We start from the raw sequence: 19,737 nt of genomic DNA, 5'->3' as shown, positions 1-19,737 counted from the left end.
TTACTCCTTTAGTGACGTTTGATGCTGTTTTACAAACGCACTTGCTTCTTTTTGAATCTCTTTGAGGTCGATACCTTGCTGTTTTGCAGCAAACAAACAACCACAATAGCATTGACGATACACTTGATATTCCTTACACATATCAATCGAACGCTTGTAGCCATTATTTTTCTTAAAATCACTCGGCAAATAACTTGTATCAAAAAATTCCTGGATCTCAATTCCGATTTCATTAATTAGTTGGCTATTTTTCTTAGGTGAAAGAGTCAATGCTGAGCCAAAATAATCAAAGCCTTCTGCAGCGGCTTTCTGTGCCACAATGTCCAGTCGCATTTGAAAACAAGCCGTGCAACGTTTGCCACCCTCTGCTTCTTGGGTCAATTCTTTTTCCTTTACCATTTGAATAAAGACATTTGGTTCATAGGGCGCAGCTAAAAACTTGACTTGATTGCCCGTTTTTTGATTAAAGGCTGTGATGAATTCTTCTTGAACAATCTTTCTTCGTTCATATTCTGCTCTAGGATGGATATTGCTATTGGCAAAGTAAACCGTCACATCCGCAATCTCAGCTAAGTATTCCAAGGTATAGGTACTACAAGGTGCACAACAGCTATGCAATAAAATCGTTGGTCGTGCGTTTTCTGCTTGCCATTTTTGAATCATTTTTTGCAACACACGATCATAATTCACTTTTTGATTGGGATTCATTTTGGCTAAAACTTCAAGAACATTGATCATTTTTTGCACTCCTCTTTTTCCAGTCGTTCTCATTTTACCAAGGAATGGCGGCATTGTATAGAAGGCGACCGTCAAATAGAAAGAACTTGAACCATTTCGTCCAAGTTCTCTGATTCGTTATTTTTCTAAAAATTTTTGATAATACGCTTCATCGTAGACCTTATCAATTTCACCAATGTATTCCGTCGCGCCATTTGGACGAGTAAACATATACTTGAATTGGTACAAGCTATCTGATTTATCCGGTGCAAACACACCACCTAAGTCATAAAATTCTTTGCCAAGGGTCAATGCCCATTGCATCCCTACCCAATTAACAAGGTAAGGTGCCATTAAGACTTGATTTTCATGCGTGCTACCTGCGTACATGTACCAAACATAGTTGCCATATGCAAAATCCAGTCCGGCTGCATCTGGTTTGCCATCAACTTCGGCAATGACGATGCGCATCAACCCTCTTGCGAGAAATGCATCCGCTAAACGCTCAAAATAAGAAAACGGGCGGTAGCTAATGCCGTGACGCTCACTGGTTTCTTTGTGCAAATTGTAAAAAATGGCTAAGTCTTCGCGCTTGTCACTCAAGCGATAGGTGACCCCGTTTTTTAAGGCATAGCGAATACGGTAGCGTGTCTTTCCATAGAAAGAAGCCATTAACTCTTCTTCGTTTTGAACGTTGCGTAAGTCAACTCGCATCGTATAGCGTGGCTGAATGGTTGCTTTTCCTGAAACATTCCGATTGCGGACTTGATAACCTTCCGCACGAAAGGCGGCACTCAATTCTTCTGAGTAGGGCCATTCTGGATCCATACGCAATAAAAAAACCTTTTTTGCCTTTAAAATCGGTTCCGCTTCAGCAATCAATTGATTCACAATTTTAGGTGAATATTCATTGACAACGGGCCCTTTTGATACATAGGCAAACACTTGCCCGTCTGTTTGTTCGATCATTAGGATTGACATGGCCGCAACAATTTGTTGTTCTTCTTCAAGATAAACTTCTAATGGTTCCCAATTATTTTTTACTTGTGCCCACTTGGGATCTTGGGTAATTGCTGTATACTTAGCCTGTTCGACAAAGGCTTGATACTTCGCAACTTCTGTTTGATTCGTTTGCTTTACAACTGGCATTCCAATTCACTCTTTCTACTACCTAAAATTTCTTTCTTTCATTCGATCTCATTAATATTGAATCATACATAGAAAAAAGAGTAAAGAAACTTTCTTTTTTCTTTACAAACTTATTTTCACAAAAAACTATCGAAAAGTAAGAACTTATTGATTGTTCCCTTGTTTAAAATAGTGTATGATATTTTTTGTGGGCGCTTCCCATACGAAAAAAAATTAAGAATAGGTGGAAAATCATTTATGAAAAATGTTTTAGTTGTCAAAGCAAATAACCGTCCTGACGGTGTTTCAACAGCAATGTACACTACTTTTGTGGAAAATCTAGATCCAGCGAAAGTTGAAATTGATACATTCGATGTCTATGCACAAGAAATGCCTTATATCGGCCAAACCTTGTTTGACGCTTTTGGCAAATTAGCTGCTGGTGAACCTTTCACAAGTGACGAACAAAAATTAATGGACGTTCGCCAATTGGTTCAAGAAAAATTTTCAAAAGCAGATGTTGTGGTTTTTGCTTTCCCAATGTGGAACTTAACCATCCCTGCTGCTTTGCATACTTTTATCGATTATATCTTCCAAGCAGGTTACACATTCTCTTATAATGAAGATGGATCAATGAATCAATTGCAAGCAGGCAAAGGTGTTATTCTTTTAAATGCTCGTGGTGGTGTTTATTCTGGCGAAGGTGCAGCAATGGAATGTGCTGTTTCTTACATGCAAAAAACATTTGGTGCCATGTTTGGCATGAACATTCTTGAAGAAGTTATCATCGAAGGACACAATGCAGATCCTTCTAAAACACAAGACATTATCGCTGCTGGCTTAGAACGTGTTGTTACGGCTGCCAAAGCATTATAATTTCGCTTATTTTTTAACGGATACGAGCTTGCTTTCAAACAAGCTCGTGTTTTTTTGATTCCTTTTCTTTGACAGTTGCAAAAAAATTTTTTTTGGTTATATAACCAAATGATTAGTTATTTAGATATTCAAATGAAAGGAACTTATTATGACGACTATTCCAACAATTCTTGATCAGCAATATGCTTTTTTTGAAACAGCTGCCACCCGGAAACTTGCTTTCCGTTTATCTCAATTAACCAAATTAGAACAAGCCATTCATACTTATGAAGCCGATCTTTATGCCGCTTTTTGGCAAGATTTACGAAAATCGGAATTTGAAGTATATACTACGGAAATCGGCTTTGTTCTCCAAAGTATCCGTGATACCAAAAAACACTTGCGCCGTTGGATGCGGCCCAAAAAAGCAAAGAATCCTTTGTTCTTACTAGGTTCAAAGAGCTACTCTCTTTTCGAGCCTTACGGAACAGTCCTCATTATTGGGCCATTTAATTACCCTTTCCAGTTGATTATCGAGCCCTTAATCGGTGCCTTAGCAGCTGGAAATACGGCCGTAATCAAGCCCTCTGAATTAACCCCAAATGTTGCAGCAGTGATCCAAAAAATGTTGCAACACATTTTTCAAGAAGACTATGTTGCGGTGGTTACCGGTGGTGTTGAAGAGACGACTGCACTTTTGGCCCAACGATTCGATCATCTTTTCTTTACTGGTAGTCCTCGTGTCGGCAAAATCGTTATGCGCGCTGCCAGTCAATATTTGATTCCTGTTACCTTGGAGTTAGGTGGAAAGAGCCCAGCAATTGTGACCGCTACAACCAATCTCAAAGAAGCTGCCCAAAAAATCGCTTGGGGAAAATTCTTAAATACTGGTCAAACCTGTGTTGCTCCTGATTACCTGCTGGTTGACGAACAAGTCGTTGTCGCATTTACAACAGAACTAAAAAAAGCTGTGACAGCCTTTTACGGTGAGCAACCGCAAACAAGTCCCAATTATGGGCGATTGGCAACGGTTCGCCACACCGAGCGTTTGGCAGCCCTGCTCGAAAAAACCAATGGTACCATCGCCCTTGGTGGGCAAGTCACCGTGGATGAGCGGTATCTGGCACCTACGATTTTGACAAACGTTGCTTGGGATGATGTCGTGATGGAAGAAGAATTATTTGGCCCCATTTTGCCAATCCTAACGTATCAAGCGCCGCACTTTGATGACCAAGTGCTCAAGCCTATTCGCTCTCGTGAAAAACCGTTGGCCTTGTATTTGTTCACTGAGGACAAACCGCTAATTGATATCGTTACGCAGCAGTTGTCATTTGGGGGTGGCGTGATTAATGACACGCTCCTTCATCTATCGAACACCCATTTACCTTTTGGTGGGGTCGGTGAATCAGGGATGGGCAACTACCATGGCATCTATAGTTTCCAAACCTTTTCTCACCAAAAAGCGATTGTGAAAAAAAATCGCTTCGTTCCATTGTCTATGTTGTATGCTCCTTATACGAAGAAAAAATTAGCGTTGATTAAACGCATAATGAAATGAGGGTATCTGATGGATCAAAAAACATTGCACAGTTTTCGTGAATGCATTCCCGTATTTCAAGCATTATTGGATCCGCACCGTCAAGATATTGTTGCCTTACTTTCAGAAAAAGGGCGATTGACCGTGAAAGAAATTGTTGCGAGCTCTGCTCTTTCTCGTTCAGCCATTTCCCATCATTTACAAACGTTGAAAATCGTGGGGATTGTATCGGCCACGAAAATAGGCACGGAACAATTTTATCAACTGCATCTAACCGAAGCGACCAATCAATTAAAAACCTTGGTTGCAAATTTAGAAGAAGAACTTTCACTAGAAGCAGAACACGAACATGATTGAACAAAAACAAATTCCTCATCAATTCGCTTCACTGGATGAAGCCCTTAACATTTTGGAACAATGAAAAGAAAATGAATCTGTCTGCACCAAAAACTGGAATGTCTATGAAATTTGCCTGCATTGTGCACAAACGATTGACTATTCGATGACGGGTTATCCTGAAATGAAACCAAAATTTATCCGACAAACGATTGGCAAAAAAGTGGTCAAAAATTTTTTAACCGAAAAGAAAATGTCCCACAACCTTAAAGCTCCGGTAGCCGATGGTGCTCCGATTGCTCACAATGGATTACCATTGATGGCATCCAAGCATTGATTGATTCCATCCATCGTTTCCAAGCATGGAATGGTCCACTGCATGAGCATGGTGTCTTTGGTGCGATGAGTAAAGAGGAGTATGCAACCTATTTTGCCCTTCATATTGCCGATCATTTCCAAGAAATCAAAGCTGACACCCTCCAATTTACAGAGGTTTAGTTTTTTTGTCACTTTAACTAGCACTTTTTGCTAAAATTGATTACTATAAAAAGGAACCCATTATCAAAAGGAGCGAAATAAAGTGGCAATTATTGATTTTTTATTACATGTCGATACTCATTTACTGGCTTTAGTTAATCAATATGGTTGGGGGATTTACCCCATTTTATTCTTGATTATTTTTGTGGAAACTGGTGTGGTTGTCTTTCCTTTTTTACCCGGAGATTCCTTGCTTTTCGCGGCAGGTGCCCTTGCAGCAGTTGGTAGCCAAGTTCTTCACTTACCAACCTTATTTTTGACAGCATTGGTTGCGGCCACTCTAGGTGATATGGCCAATTATTGGATTGGTCGCACTTTTGGCTTACATATGCTTTATGAAGGGAAATTGGCCCGATTTATTCGTCAAGAAGAAGTCCAACGTGCAGAACATTTTTTTAACGAAAAAGGCAAACATACCATTTTTATTGGCCGTTTTCTCCCTTTTATTCGCACGTTTATTCCATTTATAGCGGGTGCAAGTCAGATGAGTTGGCGCTTGTTTAGTTTCTACAACATTATTGGTGCCCTTTGTTGGACTGCCATTGGGTTATTTGCTGGTTATTTTCTAGGCTCCATTCCCGTTGTAAATGATCATTTTTCCCTCATTATGATTGGCATTGTAGCTGTATCAATGATTCCAATTGTGGTGACCTTGGTGAAGAAGCAACGTAGTCCTCGTTAACATCGCACGGGTGAGTGAGCCTGCTTTTTTTCAAACAGTCATCGGTGAACTACACCTTTTGTTTCAAGGATGCTAGGACAGAATCATCCAAGTAAGCTTTTCAATTCTAAGAATGTCATTTTTGCGGGAGAGCGATTCCACATGAACTTATGGAAAGAATACAAAACGAACAAAGAGAAGCATGAAGATTTTTTGGAATGGTTGTTGGTCCGCAAACTGTCAACAACGGGGAAATTCGTCCTATTCAGTTTTTTGTGGCTTCTTTTTCTTAAGTTTGGCTATAATTTAAAAGTGATGGTTTTCTTTTTTGAATTTGTTTTCATTGCGTTGATACTCTACTTCTTGACCTCCAGTTTGTATCGAATGGCTAAGAAGTGGTATTCTTCCAAGCGTAACTAAGCAGCCTTCTTCGAAAAAAATACTCGCTTTTTCCTTACCCTTTTCGAAGGATGCGTATTTTTTGAGCTTTTTTTCAAAAGCATTCGCGTTCTACCGACTTAAGGAAAGCAAGAATGCCTTGAAAAAACTGGCAACACCCGTATATTGAAAAAAGAAGTGTGACAATGTATGAATATCAAGCGATTTGTGCAACTTTTTTGTTTTTATGTCTTATCGGTCGTCGTTAGCTATCGCTGCATCATTTGGCTAAATATCACTAGTTTCTGGGGAACGATTCTTATCTTGAGCGTGATTGGTTACATTGTATTAACCTTGCCGCTAACGCTGCTAACCCTTAAAAAAAGCAAAAAGAAGCCAGCGAAATAATCGCCGGCTTTTCTTGCTCATTTGGTTGACCAAGACTATCTGTACGTGGATTCTCTTGATTCAACGAATGAGTTTTTTTATAAGTGTAATAGCGATAGTAGTATCAATGCCGCAATTGTTTGGATGCTTCCAACAGCGGCTCCAAAAGCTAAAAATTGTGGGCCTTCTTTCCTAAATTTCTGAAAGTCTAATCGTAACCCTATTGCTGCTAAGGCGATGGTTTCAAACCACGTACTTAAAAAATGAGCAGTGGTATTAAAGACACTCGGCAAGCCAAAGCTACTATTGACAATACATAGCAATAGAAAGCCGGCCACATACCAAGGGATAGGCATTTTTCGTTTGCCTTCCTTACTTGTTTTAATGGTGGCATCGTTTTTGGCGGCGATTTTTTCAAAGAGAAAAACGACGACAACTAACATTAAGATTCGGACAATTTTAAAAAGCATTGCATATTGGACCACTTTGCTACTGATCAAGCTTGCTCCTGCTACCACTTGGCCGACTGACTGTAAGGTCCCACCCATGAGTGCACTTTGGGCCAAATAATCATGCGCGAAAAATTTGACTCCAATGATCGGTAAGACCAACATCATGACAGTCCCCAATAGATTAACTAAGGTAATAATTTGGCCTTTTTCTTGGTCGTCTGCCTTGATAGCTGGGGCGATGGCACCGATAGCTGATGAGCCACAGACCGCATTTCCACCAGCCATCATCAAGGTCATTTTTTGCCCAAAGCCAATTTTGGTGCCAACCCAGTACGTTCCACTAATGACAATTGTCATCATACAGAGAACATACACGACCCCTTTCCAGCCCATCTCGCTAATCGTTTGAAAGGTCACTGTCAAGCCCAATAGGACAACTGAATACTCAAGTAACCGACTTTCCGAAAATTTTGTTCCAACCGCCAAGTTGGGTTGTTTAAAATACGTATTTCCTAAAAAGATGCCCATCAGAATCGCTATCGTTGCGCCACCAATTGTTGGGAAAATAAGTGCAAGTAGTTTCGCTATAACTGCAACGATGAAAGATAATCCTAAGCCTGGCAATATTGGTAAATAGTTCTTTTGCATCTTGGTAATCATTTATCAAGCTCCTCATTTTTTTGATGTGCTTATTATAGCCTAATTTTACTATTGATAGGATTTATTGATATAATAGTTATTATTCATTTTTATAATGTAAGGGGTCTATTATGTTCAAATTACTGGAAACATTCAAAGTTGTTTACGAAACACGGAGTTTCTCTAAAGCAGCGGAACTGTTATTTGTCAGCCAGCCCACGGTTTCAACCCATATTCGCCAATTGGAGCAAGAAATCGGCTGCTCCTTGTTTACGCGCAATGGCCGAACCGACATTCAGGTGACTCCCGCTGCCGATACTCTTTATCAGACGACATTAACCATTGTCGAAAATTGGCAACAAGTCCAAGAAACCTTGCAAGAGAACCAATTAAAGCAAGCACGATTGACATTAGGCATCTCACACACGTTTGCTGTCTACCTTTTACCAGAACTATTAATTTTCCTCTATCACCAATTTCCCAATACTCATTTTCAAGTAAAGCAACTGAATTCTTGGGAAGTATTGCAGGCGATGGAACATCATGAAATTGATTTGGGCGTGATTGAAAAGCCACTAGCTAGTCATGCCGTCCAACGAACCCCTCTATTTGTTGACCAGCTTGTGTTGGTTGATACCTCTAACGGTCCATGGTTGATACGGGAATCGTCTTCTGGCGTTTACTACTACACCAAACGCTATTTTGAAGAACAAAATATCCAAGAACCGAGTGTAACCATTGAAAACAATGAAATAATTTTGGCTTTACTAAAAAAAGGCTTTGGTCGTTCCATTGTCTCCCAGCGTGCAGCAAGTCATCTGGCGTATCGGCCACTCGGTCCAAACTATCAACGTTGGTTTTACCTGCTCCATGCAAACGTTCAAGAAGCGAAAGCGTCCGCGCCCTATGTCCAGGCCATCCTCAAATGGAAAAAACAAGGTCAAGCCGCCCTCCTCGAAGAAACGGCAACTGGATCGCATGAAAAAACGTCGGATGACTAGTCCCTAGCAACTAGTCATTCGACGTTTCATTAGCAACCTGTTCTGAAACGGTGGCCGCAACAATTAATACTCGTTCACGATTTGTTTCAGCTCATCTTTCATTCGTACCCCAATCAGACGATCCACCAAGCGACCATCTTGAAAAACTAAGATTGTCGGAATACTCTGAATTCCAAATTTTAATGCCAAGTCTCTTTGTTGATCAACATTCACTTTCGCAATTTTTTGGTTATCAGATAATTCACGGCTCAATTCTTCCAAAATTGGGGTCTGCATCCGACAAGGTCCACACCAGACGGCCCAAAAATCGACCAACGTTAGCCCGCTTGCAATTGCTGCATCAAACGTTTGATTTGTTAATTCTTCCATCCTTCTGTCCTCTCCCTTTTTATGCTTCTAGTTGTCCCATCCAAGCTGAAGTGCCACCCATTACGTTGACTACTTGGTACCCTTGATTTCCCAAAAATTGGCAAGCTGTCGCTGAGCGTCCACCTGTTTGACAGATAATAAAATACTCTTGCCCTTTTTCTAAGGTTTGGTAAGAGGCCGCCAATTCGCTCAATGGTAGATTCGTAGCTGTCGGAACATGCCCATAATCGTACTCTTCTTTTTCACGAACATCAATAATTGTTAAGGGTTCTTTCTTGGTTTTTTGGTAAAATTCTGGCATTGAAATTGAACTAAACATATACTAATTCCTCCGGTAAAACGGCGTGGTATAAAGCAAAGGCACCGTCAAGATTTTTTACATGGAATCCATGTTGTTTTAATAGTCGTTCCGCTACGTAACTACGTAGCCCGCTGTGGCAGCTGACAATCCATTCTTGTGCTGGATCCAGTTCCGCCAATCGATCGCACAATTCATTCAATGGGATATGAGTCGCGTTTGGAAAAGCCCCTTGTGCAAGTTCAGATGTATTACGAACATCAAGCAACTGCTTACCTTTCGCCAATTCTTCTTTTAGTTGATACCATTGAATCGATTCACTTAAGCCCTCTGCCAGATTCATCGCTGCATAACCGAGCATATTAACTGGGTCTTTGGCTGAGCCAAAAGGTGGTGCATACGTAAATTCAAGTTCAGGTAAATCGAAAATAGTCAAATTACTCTTGATGGCGGTAGCTAATATATCAATTCGTTTGTCGACTCCTTTTTGACCAATCCCTTGTGCCCCATAAATTTCACCGGTTTCAGGATTAAAAACGAGCTTCAACAAAATATCGGTGGCTCCTGGATAATACCCCGCATGGTCTTTGCCTGAAACATGGACAACTGCCACTGGTAATCCCGCTTGTTTGACCACTCGTTCACTCAAACCAGTTGATGCGGCCGTTTGTTCAAATACGCGAACAATAGCTGTTCCGATACTGCCGCGGTTGGAACGATTTAAGCCTGCAATCACATCAGCTACTTGGCGTCCTTGGCGATTCGCTGGTGAGGCCAATGCAATTAATGCATCCGTATCGGTAATTTGTTGTTTGACTACAATGGCATCGCCAACTGCATAGATTGCTGGGTCGCTGGTTTGGTATCGTTCGTTAACGACGATTCCCCCACGTAAACCTAAAGTCAATCCGGCTTCTTTCGCTAATGTCGTTTCGGGTTGAACCCCCACCGAAAGAATCGTGAGGTCTGAAGAAAGGACTTCGCCACTTTCTAAGACAACTTTTTGACCGTTTTCCTTGAATTCAATAGCTGAATCACCTGTTTTCACGAGAATGCCTTCACGGTTCAATTCATTTTGAACAAAAGCAGCCATTTCTTCATCCAATGGTGGTAAAACGTGAGGGGCTTTTTCAACAATCGTTACCGCTAACCCACGTTTCTTTAGATTTTCAGCCATTTCTAAGCCGATGAAGCCGGCTCCAATCACAACTGCTTGTTTGGTATCAGCAGTGATTTGTTGCATAATCGCATCTAAGTCTGGGACATTTCGCAAAGAATGAACATTGGTCGCCGTTTCTAATCCAGCGATTGGTGGGACAAATGGTTTCGCTCCTGGCGACAAGATAAGGCGATCATATGTTTCGCTTGTTTCTACGCCGTTATGTTTGACCGTCACGGTTTTCTTTTCTGGTTCGATGGCGACTACTTCATGCATCGGACGAACATCTAATTGGAAACGAGCTTTCAGACTTTCGGGTGTTTGTACCAACAAAGATTCCCGATTAGCGATTTCGCCTGATACGTAATAAGGTAAGCCACAATTGGCAAAAGAAACAAACGGGCCTTTTTCAAAAATAATAATCTCCGCATCTTCCATTAAACGACGCAAGCGTGTTGCTGCGGACATTCCCCCGGCCACGCCACCAATAATCACAATTTTCATTTATTTTCCTCCTACTGTTCTACCTGTCCAGAGATTCATACCCCCACGGACATTCACAACATCGTATCCTTTTTTCATTAAAACTTTGGCTGCTTGCTTGCTTCGCATGCCTGATTGACAAATAACGTAGACCTGATCTGCTTTTGCTGTATACCCGCCAACTTTATTTAATGGAACATTTTTTGCTTTGGCTATATGCCCCGAACGGTATTCCTGGGGTGTGCGAACATCCAGTAATTCAATGTTCTCAGGTAGTTTTTTGGCTAATTCTTGTGTGCTAATCGTTGGTATTTTTTGAAACAGTGAAAACATCTTTTTTCCTCCTTTGTATACCTTATAGGGTATATTAAAACCTTATCTATAAAGAATGTCAACCAAAATGTATTTGTTTTTTTCCTGAACGTTCGCTTGACTATTATACCCCAAGCGGTATAATGCAAATAAAAAGATTAACGGAGGGTATTATGTCAAAAAAAATTGTCATTATTGGTGGTGTAGCTGGTGGCGCTACCGCAGCTACAAGGTTGAGAAGACTAAGTGAAACCGACGAAATTGTGTTGTTTGAAAAAGGGGAATACATTTCTTTTGCCAATTGTGGATTGCCTTATTATATTGGAGGCACCATTAAAGAACGCGATCAATTGTTACTCCAAACCGTTACGGGGATGAATGAGCAATATCATTTGGATATTCGTAATTTTTCAGAAGTTACGGCGATTCATCCTGAAGAACATACGGTCAGTGTTTTTAATCATCAAACCAATGAATCTTATGAAGAAAGCTTTGATCAATTAATTATTTCGACAGGTGCACGCGCAATCACCCCCAAAATACCTGGGTTAGCGGAAGCGACGAATGTCTTTACGTTAAGAAATATTCCGGATATGGACCAAATCAAGACCTATATTGAACAAAAACAGGTGAAAACAGCGGCCATTATCGGTGGTGGGTTTATCGGCTTAGAAATGATGGAAAATTTGACAGAATTAGGCATTCAAGTTCAACTGATTGAAATGTCCCCACAAGTTATGCCAAATATTGACTTTGAAATGGCCCAACAGCTACATGCGCAAATTCAGCTGCATGGTGTGCAACTCTACCTAAATGATGGGTTGAAGGCCTTTGATGAACAAGGCAAAAAGTTGATTCTAACAAGTGGCACTGTGCTTTCAAGTGATTTAACGATTTTATCGATTGGGGTCGTTCCTGAAAGCCATTTGGCAAAAGAATGCGGCATTGAGCTAGGACTCAAACAAGCCATTAAAGTCAATGATCAGCTGCAAACAAATTTCCCAGATATCTATGCGATTGGCGATGTCATTGAAGTGCAAGATTTTGTTGAGCATACGCCGACGCACATCCCATTGGCTTGGCCAGCGAATCGTCAAGGACGCTTGGTTGCTGATATTATCAATGACATTCCAGCTAGCTACGATGTCACCCAGGGAACTTCGGTAGCGAAAATTTTTGAATTAACCGCCGCTTCAACTGGCAACACGGAACGGTTATTAAAGGCCAAAAAACTGCCTTATGAAAGCATTCATATTCATCCTAATTCACATGCTGGCTACTATCCAGATGCTAGTCCGATCCACTTAAAATTACTTTTCAGCCCTTCTGGCGTCTTGTATGGTGCGCAAGGTATTGGGGTCGAAGGGGTCGAAAAACGAATCGATGTCTTGGCCACAGCAATGAAGCTAGGCGCAACTGCTGATCAACTGGCGTCCCTGGAATTGTCTTATGCACCTCCTTATTCAAGTGCCAAAGATCCAGTAAACATGTTGGGCTATACAGCAGACAATATGATGACAAATCGTGTGGCCACCATCCAATGGTCTGAGGTAGACGAATTGTTAGCCAATCATGCTTATTTTCTGGATGTTCGTGAAGAATTTGAGTTGGCTTTAGGGACCTTCCCGACTAGTACGCTGATTCCGCTTAATCAATTGCGCCAACGATTGGATGAGTTACCAAAAGATCAGACCATCTATGTATTTTGCCAAGTTGGTCAACGGGGTTACAATGCAGCCCGCATCCTGATGCAAGCTGGTTTTACAGTCAAAAATCTAGATGGTGGATTCAAAACTTACAAAATTGGGCATTACCAACTACAAAATCGTCCGCCAATGGTTCAACAATCTGTTTCTTCAGCGAATCAAACGAGCACGCAAGCAACAACGGCTACTTCTTTTGAGCTGGATGCTTGTGGTCTACAATGTCCGGGCCCTATTTTAAAAGTCAAAGAACGGATGGATCAACTGTCGACTGGTGATACGTTGCAAGTCACTGCCAGTGATTTTGGCTTTTACGCCGACATTGAATCTTGGGCGAAACATACTGGGAATACCCTTGTGTCCAATACACTTTCGGGCAACAAAGTGATTGCGACCATTGCCAAAGGAAATTCGGTGGCTCCATCGACACCCACAGCGCTACCACAAGAAGGTGTGTTGACCGAAACAAAAGAGGGTGCGACCATGGTTGTTTTCAGTGGTGACTTCGACAAAGCACTGGCTTCCATGATTATCGCTTCTGGTGCAGCTGCAATGGGCAAGAACGTGACCATTTTCTTTACCTTCTGGGGACTTAGCATTCTGAAAAAACAACCCGTTGCGAAAAGTGGGATGGCCAAAATTTTTGATTGGATGTTGCCGAAAGATGCCAATCATTTGCCGCTTTCTTCAATGAACATGGGTGGCATGGGTCGGAAAATGATTCAAACAGTGATGAAAAAGAAAAATGTTACGGCTTTGCCAGATATGATTGAACAAGCCCACCAATTAGGTGTTAAATTTGTTGCTTGTACAATGAGTATGGATATTATGGGTGTTGAAAAAGATGAATTATTTGATTTTGTTGAATTCGGTGGCGTTGCAACCTATCTAGGCGATAGTCAACAAGCCAATCTGAACCTGTTTATTTAAAAATTTGCAGAAATAAGGTATGATAAATTTGACTATGAGAAAGGAGCTCCGCGTATGATGGAACAACCAGAGCAAAAAAAACTGTTGAATCGCTTGCGTCGCACGGAAGGGCAAATTCGTGGTATTCAAAAAATGATTGAAGATGAGAAGGAATGCATCGATATTATCACTCAACTCAGTGCCGTTCGCTCAAGTATTGATCGTGCGATGGGGTTAATTGTCGCTGAAAATTTAAAATACTGTTTAGAAAATCCGGAACAAGATCCCACAGACCAGGCTCAAAAAATGCAACAAGCAATTCACATGATTATCAAAAAATAAACAAGTACGACTTGCTTGGGTAATCCAGCGAAGTGATGGTTTTCCATCCTTTGCTGGATTTTTTGTTAGCTGAGCTATGTTGGCTTTATTTTCTTAACGAAAAATTCCTATTTGTTTTTTTTATTAGATAGATTAGAATAAGATGATACTAAATTTAGTTAGGATGATATGATGCAAACAGAAAAAAGAACACTTGATCGCGGTTTAAAAAATCGACACGTGCAACTAATTGCTCTCGGCGGGGCAATTGGAACAGGTTTATTTTTAGGATCTGGTACATCGATTCAACTAGCTGGCCCTTCTATTTTACTCGCCTATACAATTGTTGGCACGGTTTGTTTTTTTATTATGCGGGCTTTGGGTGAATTATTGCTATCGGATACTTCAAAGCATTCCTTCATAGACTTTATTGCGAAATATCTTGGCCCCAAAGCAGCATTTGTCACTGGCTGGACCTATTGGTTTTGTTGGGTTTCCATCGCCATGGCTGACTTGACTGCTACCGGCACCTATATTCGTTATTGGTTGCCGCAGTTACCGGCTTGGTTACCAGAAATTTTCATTTTGTGTCTCTTAGTTGGTTTGAATTTAATTGCTGTTAGAATTTTTGGCGAGTTGGAATTTTGGTTTGCTCTGATAAAAATCATCGCCATTGTCGGCTTGATTGCCGTTGGGTTGGTGTTAATTTTCACTCATTTTCAAACAGATCAAGGTCCTGTCCAGTTTTCCAATATTTGGACACACGGCGGATTTTTCCCAACTGGTCTGAATGGCTTTTTGAAATCTTTTCAAATGGCAACTTTTGCCTTCGTTGGAATTGAACTCGTTGGTTTGGTCGCGGGGGAAACGAAAGATCCTGATACGGTGATTCCTAAAGCTATTAATAGTATTCCCATTCGGATTATTCTTTTCTATATTGGTGCCTTAGCAATTATTATGTCGATTTATCCATGGAATTCTTTAACTAGTGGTCAAAGTCCTTTTGTAGAGGTTTTTTCTGAAATTGGTATTGCTTCTGCGGCAACGATTGTTAATTTGGTTGTTTTAAGTTCCGCCATGTCCGCTTGCAACTCAGCCATCTACTCAACCGGGCGCATGGTGCACTCCCTATCACGGGAAGGCAATGCACCTAAACGCTATAGCCAGTTAACGCGACATTTGGTTCCTGCGCAAGCCATTTATTTCTCCAGTGCCGTCATTGTCCTAGCCATTCTTTTGAATATGATTATGCCCGCTGGTGTGTTTACTTTGGTCACAAGTCTTTCGACCATTTGCTTTCTTTTCATTTGGTTTATGATTGTTTTGGCTCATTCTCGCTATCGGAAGCAAAAAAAGAGTCACTCGCATTTTGCAATGCCCTTCTATCCTCTTTCGACAGTCGTCATTTTTGCATTCCTATTCTTTATCGTTTTCGTGCTCTTTTTGCAAAAAGAAACTCGCCAAGCGTTGTACATTATGCCCATTTGGTTTCTTATTTTGTATGGTTTAGCAGCTTGGAGAACCAAACAATAAGGTCCTCGAACCAAACAACCCGTTGCGCTCATACTTGAGGACAACGGGTTGTTTTTTTGCTCATTAAAATTCTTGGTAAACAGCCGGATCTTGATTTTGAATTCGGCCATCTGCTTGGGTCAAACCATCGATAATTGCCATTTCTTCTTTTGAAAGCACAAAGTCAAAAACGGCTAGGTTTTGTTCTTGTCTTTTTGCATGACTGGCTTTTGGAATGGGCAATACATTGCTTTGCACTTGCCATCGTAAAATCACTTGTGGAATGGTTTTAGCATGCTGTTCGGCAATTTTTCCAATGACTTCATTTTTTAACACTGCACTGGCACGGCCTAAAGGACTCCATGCTTCCGTAATAATTCCTTTGGATGCATCGAATGCGCGTTGCTCGGCTTGATTAAAGAACGGATGCAACTCAATTTGATTGACCACTGGTAATTCACCGGTTTCTTTTTCCAATCGTTTAATATGGTCAGGCAAAAAATTGCAGACACCAATCGAGCGAATCCAGCCCCATTTCTTGGCATCAATCAATGCTTGCCACGCTTCTACATACAAATCTTCTTTGGGGTTCGGCCAATGAATCAAATACAAATCCAAATAATCCAACCCGGTTCGTAAAATAGACTCTTGAATCGTGTCCAAGGCTTCTTGGTAGTGATGGTGACGCCCAGGTAGTTTCGACGTTACGGTTATCTGATCACGGGGAACACTACTATTGCGAATGGCTTGTCCAACTGCCCCTTCATTTTCATAGTTAAACGCACTGTCAATCAAACGATAGCCATTCACGATTGCCTGTTCAATTGTTCTGACCCCAGTGGCACCATTTAAAGTATAGGTTCCAAAACCTACTTTTGGTAATTTGTAACCATCAAGCAAATAAAATTCTGTTTCGGTCATACGAAAAACCTCCCTTGTTGATTTAACGATAACACAGAAGCTTTTTTTCTGTAAATGATTTGATTCAACTAAAAAAGAGAGTGAGGCTTCACTCTCTTCGAACAGCTATGCTTACACCATGATATGAAAGACAAGTACTGCAAGCACGGCCCCAATCATTGGACCGGCGATTGGTACCCAAGAATACGCCCAATCAGAGGTTCCTTTCGTTGAGATAGGTAGTACTTGATGGGCAATCCGGGGACCAAGGTCACGAGCTGGGTTAATGGCATAGCCAGTAGGTCCTCCTAGTGATAGACCAGCTGCTAAAATCAAGGCGCCCACTGCAAAGACATTTGTGCCCCCTGCAAAATCAGTCTTACCAAAGGCGAATAACACGAGGACTAGCACAAAGGTCCCGATGGTCTCAGTGACCACATTGGCTGGGTAATTGCGAATGGCTGGCCCTGTAGCAAACGTGCCTAAAATGGCTCCTTGATCTTTGGTTTCAGCCCAATGAGGCAAGTAAGCTAGCCACACTAAGACAGCTCCGACTATCGCACCCAGTAATTGTGCAAGGACGAAAGGGACAAACAAAGTCCAAGAAATTGCACCCGTCATCGCCATTGCTAAGGTTACTGCTGGATTCAAGTGCGCCGGCCCCATAAAACCAGCGATAAAGACAGCCATCGTAACTGCCATGGCCCAACCAAAGGCAATCACAATCCAACCCGAACCTTGTGCTTTACTTTTATTTAAATTTACCGCGGCACACACCCCGTCACCTAATAGAATTAAAATCATTGTTCCAATGAATTCACTAAATATTTGCGCATTTTCTCCTGTCATCTTATCTGCCTCTATCCTTTAATTTTTTTAAGTCGGACTCATCGATTACTACTTGTAACGCTTGGTTGTGTTGTTCGGTCTCTTCTGTTGACCAACCATAATACTGCGCCATCCCATTGACAACCCCCGCAAGAATGTCATCCAATGATTCTCTTTGGAATAATAAATGATTGGTCCGCCGTACGATATAGTCATCAGGCGTTAAGGTCATTTCCTCTTCCAAGGCATACCATAGGCGAATCGATTCCGCCAATGACAGTCCTGCGAAGGGTTCAATTGTATCAATAGCATCAAAAATAATTGTGGCATTGGTGCCATAAAAATCAGCAATATAAGTAGCATCTTCTGCTGAGAGGCCTTTTGCTTGACCAATCTCTGCTAGTTCTGCCACGGTTTCTTTGACTTTTGTCGGGTCAAAGTCCCCGCCTGAAATAGGGTAATGCTTCGAGTCAATTCCTGTAAATTCTTGATGATGTTCTTCTTTCAAGAGCTTTTGTAATAAATTAAAGGCACCTTCTGCCATCTTACGATAGTCGGTGATTTTCCCTCCTGATAAGCTGATGAGGCCATCTTTTTCACGTTCGAGTGAGCTACCTCGGGATATCGAAGATGGAGAACTGTGTTTTTCTTCGCGGCTCATTTCGAGATTATTTAAAACTCGTTCGACTTCACCTTTTGTTATTTCTTGACGCTTGTATTCTTCAACGACATCGAGCACACGTTGGAAGCTACGATCTGAGATGGCGCCATTGTCCCCTCCATTGTAATCAGAACCTGAATTATTGCTTAATAATGGCCGAATACCTGCCCAGCTTGCTTCAATATCATCTAAGGTAATCTTTGCTTCAGGATAACGATAATTAATCACATCCAGTAGGTAATCTACGTCTTTTTGGGTTACTTCGGGGTGCTCATAATCCCCTTGATAGTCGGTATCAGTCGTTCCAAAATAGGTTTTCTTTTCTCTTGGAATCGCAAAGACCATCCGGCCATCTTGCTTTCCAGTATCAAAATAAGTGGGTTGGGGCACAGGTAGTCGTTTGGCATCGACGACTAAATGCACGCCTTTTGTTGGACGCATATGTGGGATAATGGCCCGTTTAAAGTTTAAATTGCGAATTTTATCTGCCCACGCACCACTTGTATTCACGACATATTTGGCATGAATTTCAATCATCTCGCCTGATAACTCATCCCGAGCTTTGACGCCGACAATTTGAGACCCTTCAAATAAAAAGCCGGTCACTTTGATTTTGCTAACAGCTAAAGCGCCATCTGCCACCGCGCGTTTCATATTGTCAATGACCAATCGAGAATCATTATTGCGGTAATCCAAATACACGCCAGCACCTTGTAACCCTTCTTTTTTAATCAGTGGTTCCCGTTCCAATACCTCGGAGGCAGTTAATAGGTAGTTGGCATACTCTGTGTCTTGGACATTCGCTAGTCGATCGTAAAGGTCCATCGCAACTTTGACTGAAAACATGTTAAACGTGGTTGCCCCTTCATCGTCATAAATAGGCAAAATCATTGGATCTGGTTTTGGAATATGCGGTGCAATCCCTTGTATAACGGCCCGCTCACCGACCGTGTCTGCCACTACTTCCACATCAAATGTTTTTAAGTAACGAATTCCGCCATGAACGAGCTTTGTCGAACGAGAGGATGTGCCTTCTGCAAAGTCTTGCATTTCAAGTAAGCCCGTCTTCATTTTAGCGGCAGCGGTCTGAACTGCTAGCCCTGCCCCGGTAATCCCGCCACCAATAATTAGGACATCTAATTCTGTTTCTTGTAATTGCTGCAACATTTTTTTGCGGTCATGTATGGAAAAAGTCATTCTTATCACTCCTCGTTACTTGGTTTGAAGGTCCGTGTCGCTGCAACTGCACTCTGCCAGCCTTTGTATAAATGCGCTCTTCTGTCTGCGGTCATTTCTGGTTCAAATAATTTTCCTGCTTCGTAGAATTCTCGGATTTCATCGGTATCTTTCCAATACCCCACTGCTAGACCCGCTAAAAATGCTGCGCCCAAAGCGGTTGTTTCAAGATTTTGTGCCCGTTGAATCGGAATATCCAAAATATCGGATTGGAACTGCATTAGGTAACCATTATTGGCTGCTCCTCCATCTACTTTTAAGACTGGGATATCGATTTTTGCATCTTCTTTCATCGTATCGATAATGTCTTTTACTTGATTGAACCGAGCGCGCACACCCGTGACTTTAGTTGTGGGTAAGCGCTCGTCGGAACCAAGTTCCGAAAACGTACAGTCAGCATATTGAGAAATCAATGTGT

Annotated in this window: 21 protein-coding genes and 1 pseudogene; 11 read left to right on the top strand and 11 right to left on the bottom strand. The window is 41.5% G+C overall.

What is annotated here, in order from left to right; all coding sequences use genetic code 11:
- Positions 1 to 738: an epoxyqueuosine reductase QueH gene (locus tag ACFSR0_RS01660; protein WP_379979250.1), complete on the bottom strand. Its 738-nt coding sequence runs from the start codon at positions 736 to 738 to the stop codon at positions 1 to 3.
- 117 nt (positions 739 to 855) lie between these two features.
- Entirely contained in the window at positions 856 to 1,866 is a 1,011-nt protein-coding gene (locus tag ACFSR0_RS01655; protein ID WP_379979248.1) for a lipid II:glycine glycyltransferase FemX, read from the bottom strand.
- A 237-nt stretch (positions 1,867 to 2,103) separates the two neighbouring features.
- Here ACFSR0_RS01655 and ACFSR0_RS01650 point away from each other — a divergent pair, with 237 nt between their 5' ends.
- The 7 genes and pseudogenes from ACFSR0_RS01650 to ACFSR0_RS01620 all read left to right on the top strand — a co-directional run bounded on the left by ACFSR0_RS01650 (position 2,104) and on the right by ACFSR0_RS01620 (position 6,557).
- Positions 2,104 to 2,721: an FMN-dependent NADH-azoreductase gene (locus ACFSR0_RS01650; protein WP_379979246.1), complete on the top strand. Its 618-nt coding sequence runs from the start codon at positions 2,104 to 2,106 to the stop codon at positions 2,719 to 2,721.
- Between the two features lie 148 nt (positions 2,722 to 2,869).
- Complete coding sequence (locus ACFSR0_RS01645; RefSeq protein WP_379979244.1) at positions 2,870 to 4,258, top strand: aldehyde dehydrogenase; 1,389 nt, start codon at positions 2,870 to 2,872, stop codon at positions 4,256 to 4,258.
- Between the two features lie 9 nt (positions 4,259 to 4,267).
- Positions 4,268 to 4,594, top strand: a complete 327-nt coding sequence (locus tag ACFSR0_RS01640; RefSeq protein WP_379979242.1) for an ArsR/SmtB family transcription factor — start codon at positions 4,268 to 4,270, stop codon at positions 4,592 to 4,594.
- 85 nt (positions 4,595 to 4,679) lie between these two features.
- A pseudogene (locus ACFSR0_RS01635) lies at positions 4,680 to 4,910 on the top strand (DUF1569 domain-containing protein); the annotation flags it as partial.
- Positions 4,907 to 5,071 carry a DUF1569 domain-containing protein gene (locus ACFSR0_RS01630; RefSeq protein ID WP_379979240.1) on the top strand — a complete coding sequence of 55 codons (165 nt, stop codon included), beginning with the start codon at positions 4,907 to 4,909 and terminating at the stop codon, positions 5,069 to 5,071. The pseudogene ACFSR0_RS01635 and the gene ACFSR0_RS01630, both read left to right, overlap by 4 nt.
- An 82-nt stretch (positions 5,072 to 5,153) precedes the next feature.
- A complete protein-coding gene (locus ACFSR0_RS01625) occupies positions 5,154 to 5,792 on the top strand; it encodes a VTT domain-containing protein (RefSeq protein WP_379979238.1) in 639 nt (212 codons plus the stop codon).
- Positions 5,793 to 6,359: 567 nt separating this feature from the next.
- A complete protein-coding gene (locus ACFSR0_RS01620; RefSeq protein ID WP_379979236.1) occupies positions 6,360 to 6,557 on the top strand; it encodes a hypothetical protein in 198 nt (65 codons plus the stop codon).
- Positions 6,558 to 6,634: 77 nt separating this feature from the next.
- Here ACFSR0_RS01620 and ACFSR0_RS01615 read toward each other — a convergent pair whose 3' ends face one another.
- A complete protein-coding gene (locus tag ACFSR0_RS01615; RefSeq protein WP_379979234.1) occupies positions 6,635 to 7,648 on the bottom strand; it encodes a YeiH family protein in 1,014 nt (337 codons plus the stop codon).
- Between the two features lie 110 nt (positions 7,649 to 7,758).
- Here ACFSR0_RS01615 and ACFSR0_RS01610 point away from each other — a divergent pair, with 110 nt between their 5' ends.
- Positions 7,759 to 8,628 carry a LysR family transcriptional regulator gene (locus ACFSR0_RS01610; RefSeq protein ID WP_379979232.1) on the top strand — a complete coding sequence of 290 codons (870 nt, stop codon included), beginning with the start codon at positions 7,759 to 7,761 and terminating at the stop codon, positions 8,626 to 8,628.
- A 63-nt stretch (positions 8,629 to 8,691) separates the two neighbouring features.
- Here the strand turns inward: ACFSR0_RS01610 and trxA are convergent, their stop codons facing one another.
- From trxA to ACFSR0_RS01590, 4 genes are read right to left on the bottom strand one after another with little or no spacing between them, the layout of a single operon-like run.
- Positions 8,692 to 8,997: a thioredoxin gene (trxA, locus tag ACFSR0_RS01605; RefSeq protein WP_379979230.1), complete on the bottom strand. Its 306-nt coding sequence runs from the start codon at positions 8,995 to 8,997 to the stop codon at positions 8,692 to 8,694.
- A 19-nt stretch (positions 8,998 to 9,016) separates the two neighbouring features.
- Positions 9,017 to 9,316 (bottom strand): rhodanese-like domain-containing protein, encoded by a 300-nt coding sequence (locus tag ACFSR0_RS01600; RefSeq protein WP_379979228.1) that lies wholly within the window; start codon positions 9,314 to 9,316, stop codon positions 9,017 to 9,019.
- Positions 9,309 to 10,958, bottom strand: a complete 1,650-nt coding sequence (locus tag ACFSR0_RS01595) for an FAD-dependent oxidoreductase (protein ID WP_379979226.1) — start codon at positions 10,956 to 10,958, stop codon at positions 9,309 to 9,311. The genes ACFSR0_RS01600 and ACFSR0_RS01595 overlap by 8 nt, the downstream gene beginning before the upstream one ends.
- Positions 10,959 to 11,270, bottom strand: coding sequence for a rhodanese-like domain-containing protein (locus ACFSR0_RS01590; protein WP_379979224.1), 312 nt, complete (start codon positions 11,268 to 11,270; stop codon positions 10,959 to 10,961).
- 152 nt (positions 11,271 to 11,422) lie between these two features.
- Between ACFSR0_RS01590 and ACFSR0_RS01585 the strand changes: the two genes are divergently transcribed.
- The 3 genes from ACFSR0_RS01585 (at position 11,423) to ACFSR0_RS01575 (ending at position 15,715) form a co-directional block, all read left to right on the top strand.
- Positions 11,423 to 13,882: an FAD-dependent oxidoreductase gene (locus ACFSR0_RS01585; RefSeq protein WP_379979222.1), complete on the top strand. Its 2,460-nt coding sequence runs from the start codon at positions 11,423 to 11,425 to the stop codon at positions 13,880 to 13,882.
- A 57-nt stretch (positions 13,883 to 13,939) separates the two neighbouring features.
- The gene (locus ACFSR0_RS01580) at positions 13,940 to 14,203 is read left to right on the top strand and encodes a metal-sensitive transcriptional regulator (protein WP_379979268.1); all 264 of its coding nucleotides are present in this window, start codon (positions 13,940 to 13,942) and stop codon (positions 14,201 to 14,203) included.
- Positions 14,204 to 14,374: 171 nt separating this feature from the next.
- Positions 14,375 to 15,715, top strand: coding sequence for an amino acid permease (locus ACFSR0_RS01575; protein WP_379979220.1), 1,341 nt, complete (start codon positions 14,375 to 14,377; stop codon positions 15,713 to 15,715).
- Positions 15,716 to 15,778: 63 nt separating this feature from the next.
- Here the strand turns inward: ACFSR0_RS01575 and ACFSR0_RS01570 are convergent, their stop codons facing one another.
- The 4 genes from ACFSR0_RS01570 to ACFSR0_RS01555 all read right to left on the bottom strand — a co-directional run.
- Entirely contained in the window at positions 15,779 to 16,615 is an 837-nt protein-coding gene (locus ACFSR0_RS01570) for an aldo/keto reductase (protein ID WP_379979218.1), read from the bottom strand.
- Between the two features lie 111 nt (positions 16,616 to 16,726).
- Entirely contained in the window at positions 16,727 to 17,443 is a 717-nt protein-coding gene (locus tag ACFSR0_RS01565; RefSeq protein ID WP_379979216.1) for an MIP/aquaporin family protein, read from the bottom strand.
- A 1-nt stretch (position 17,444) separates the two neighbouring features.
- Positions 17,445 to 19,280, bottom strand: a complete 1,836-nt coding sequence (glpO, locus tag ACFSR0_RS01560; protein ID WP_379979214.1) for a type 1 glycerol-3-phosphate oxidase — start codon at positions 19,278 to 19,280, stop codon at positions 17,445 to 17,447.
- Between the two features lie 5 nt (positions 19,281 to 19,285).
- The coding region (locus tag ACFSR0_RS01555) for an FGGY-family carbohydrate kinase (protein WP_379979212.1) at positions 19,286 to 19,737 on the bottom strand (452 nt) is incomplete at its 5' end.

It is taken from the genome of Enterococcus camelliae (assembly GCF_042685105.1).
GTDB lineage: Bacteria > Bacillota > Bacilli > Lactobacillales > Enterococcaceae > Enterococcus_G > Enterococcus_G camelliae.
Note: the sequence above shows the minus strand (reverse complement) of the source record. Positions and strands in the feature narration are given on the sequence as shown.

Excerpts from the sequence above, each read along its gene's own strand:
- ACFSR0_RS01590 (WP_379979224.1), bottom strand. The coding sequence starts at position 11,270 with ATGTTTTCACTGTTTCAAAAAATACCAACGATTAGCACACAAGAATTA.
- ACFSR0_RS01585 (WP_379979222.1), top strand. The coding sequence starts at position 11,423 with ATGTCAAAAAAAATTGTCATTATTGGTGGTGTAGCTGGTGGCGCTACC.
- ACFSR0_RS01570 (WP_379979218.1), bottom strand. The coding sequence starts at position 16,615 with ATGACCGAAACAGAATTTTATTTGCTTGATGGTTACAAATTACCAAAA.
- ACFSR0_RS01595 (WP_379979226.1), bottom strand. The coding sequence starts at position 10,958 with ATGAAAATTGTGATTATTGGTGGCGTGGCCGGGGGAATGTCCGCAGCA.
- ACFSR0_RS01650 (WP_379979246.1), top strand. The coding sequence starts at position 2,104 with ATGAAAAATGTTTTAGTTGTCAAAGCAAATAACCGTCCTGACGGTGTT.
- ACFSR0_RS01615 (WP_379979234.1), bottom strand. The coding sequence starts at position 7,648 with ATGATTACCAAGATGCAAAAGAACTATTTACCAATATTGCCAGGCTTA.
- ACFSR0_RS01600 (WP_379979228.1), bottom strand. The coding sequence starts at position 9,316 with ATGTTTAGTTCAATTTCAATGCCAGAATTTTACCAAAAAACCAAGAAA.
- ACFSR0_RS01640 (WP_379979242.1), top strand. The coding sequence starts at position 4,268 with ATGGATCAAAAAACATTGCACAGTTTTCGTGAATGCATTCCCGTATTT.
- ACFSR0_RS01645 (WP_379979244.1), top strand. The coding sequence starts at position 2,870 with ATGACGACTATTCCAACAATTCTTGATCAGCAATATGCTTTTTTTGAA.
- ACFSR0_RS01575 (WP_379979220.1), top strand. The coding sequence starts at position 14,375 with ATGCAAACAGAAAAAAGAACACTTGATCGCGGTTTAAAAAATCGACAC.
- glpO (WP_379979214.1), bottom strand. The coding sequence starts at position 19,280 with ATGACTTTTTCCATACATGACCGCAAAAAAATGTTGCAGCAATTACAA.
- ACFSR0_RS01610 (WP_379979232.1), top strand. The coding sequence starts at position 7,759 with ATGTTCAAATTACTGGAAACATTCAAAGTTGTTTACGAAACACGGAGT.
- ACFSR0_RS01565 (WP_379979216.1), bottom strand. The coding sequence starts at position 17,443 with ATGACAGGAGAAAATGCGCAAATATTTAGTGAATTCATTGGAACAATG.
- ACFSR0_RS01580 (WP_379979268.1), top strand. The coding sequence starts at position 13,940 with ATGGAACAACCAGAGCAAAAAAAACTGTTGAATCGCTTGCGTCGCACG.
- ACFSR0_RS01655 (WP_379979248.1), bottom strand. The coding sequence starts at position 1,866 with ATGCCAGTTGTAAAGCAAACGAATCAAACAGAAGTTGCGAAGTATCAA.
- trxA (WP_379979230.1), bottom strand. The coding sequence starts at position 8,997 with ATGGAAGAATTAACAAATCAAACGTTTGATGCAGCAATTGCAAGCGGG.
- ACFSR0_RS01660 (WP_379979250.1), bottom strand. The coding sequence starts at position 738 with ATGATCAATGTTCTTGAAGTTTTAGCCAAAATGAATCCCAATCAAAAA.
- ACFSR0_RS01620 (WP_379979236.1), top strand. The coding sequence starts at position 6,360 with ATGAATATCAAGCGATTTGTGCAACTTTTTTGTTTTTATGTCTTATCG.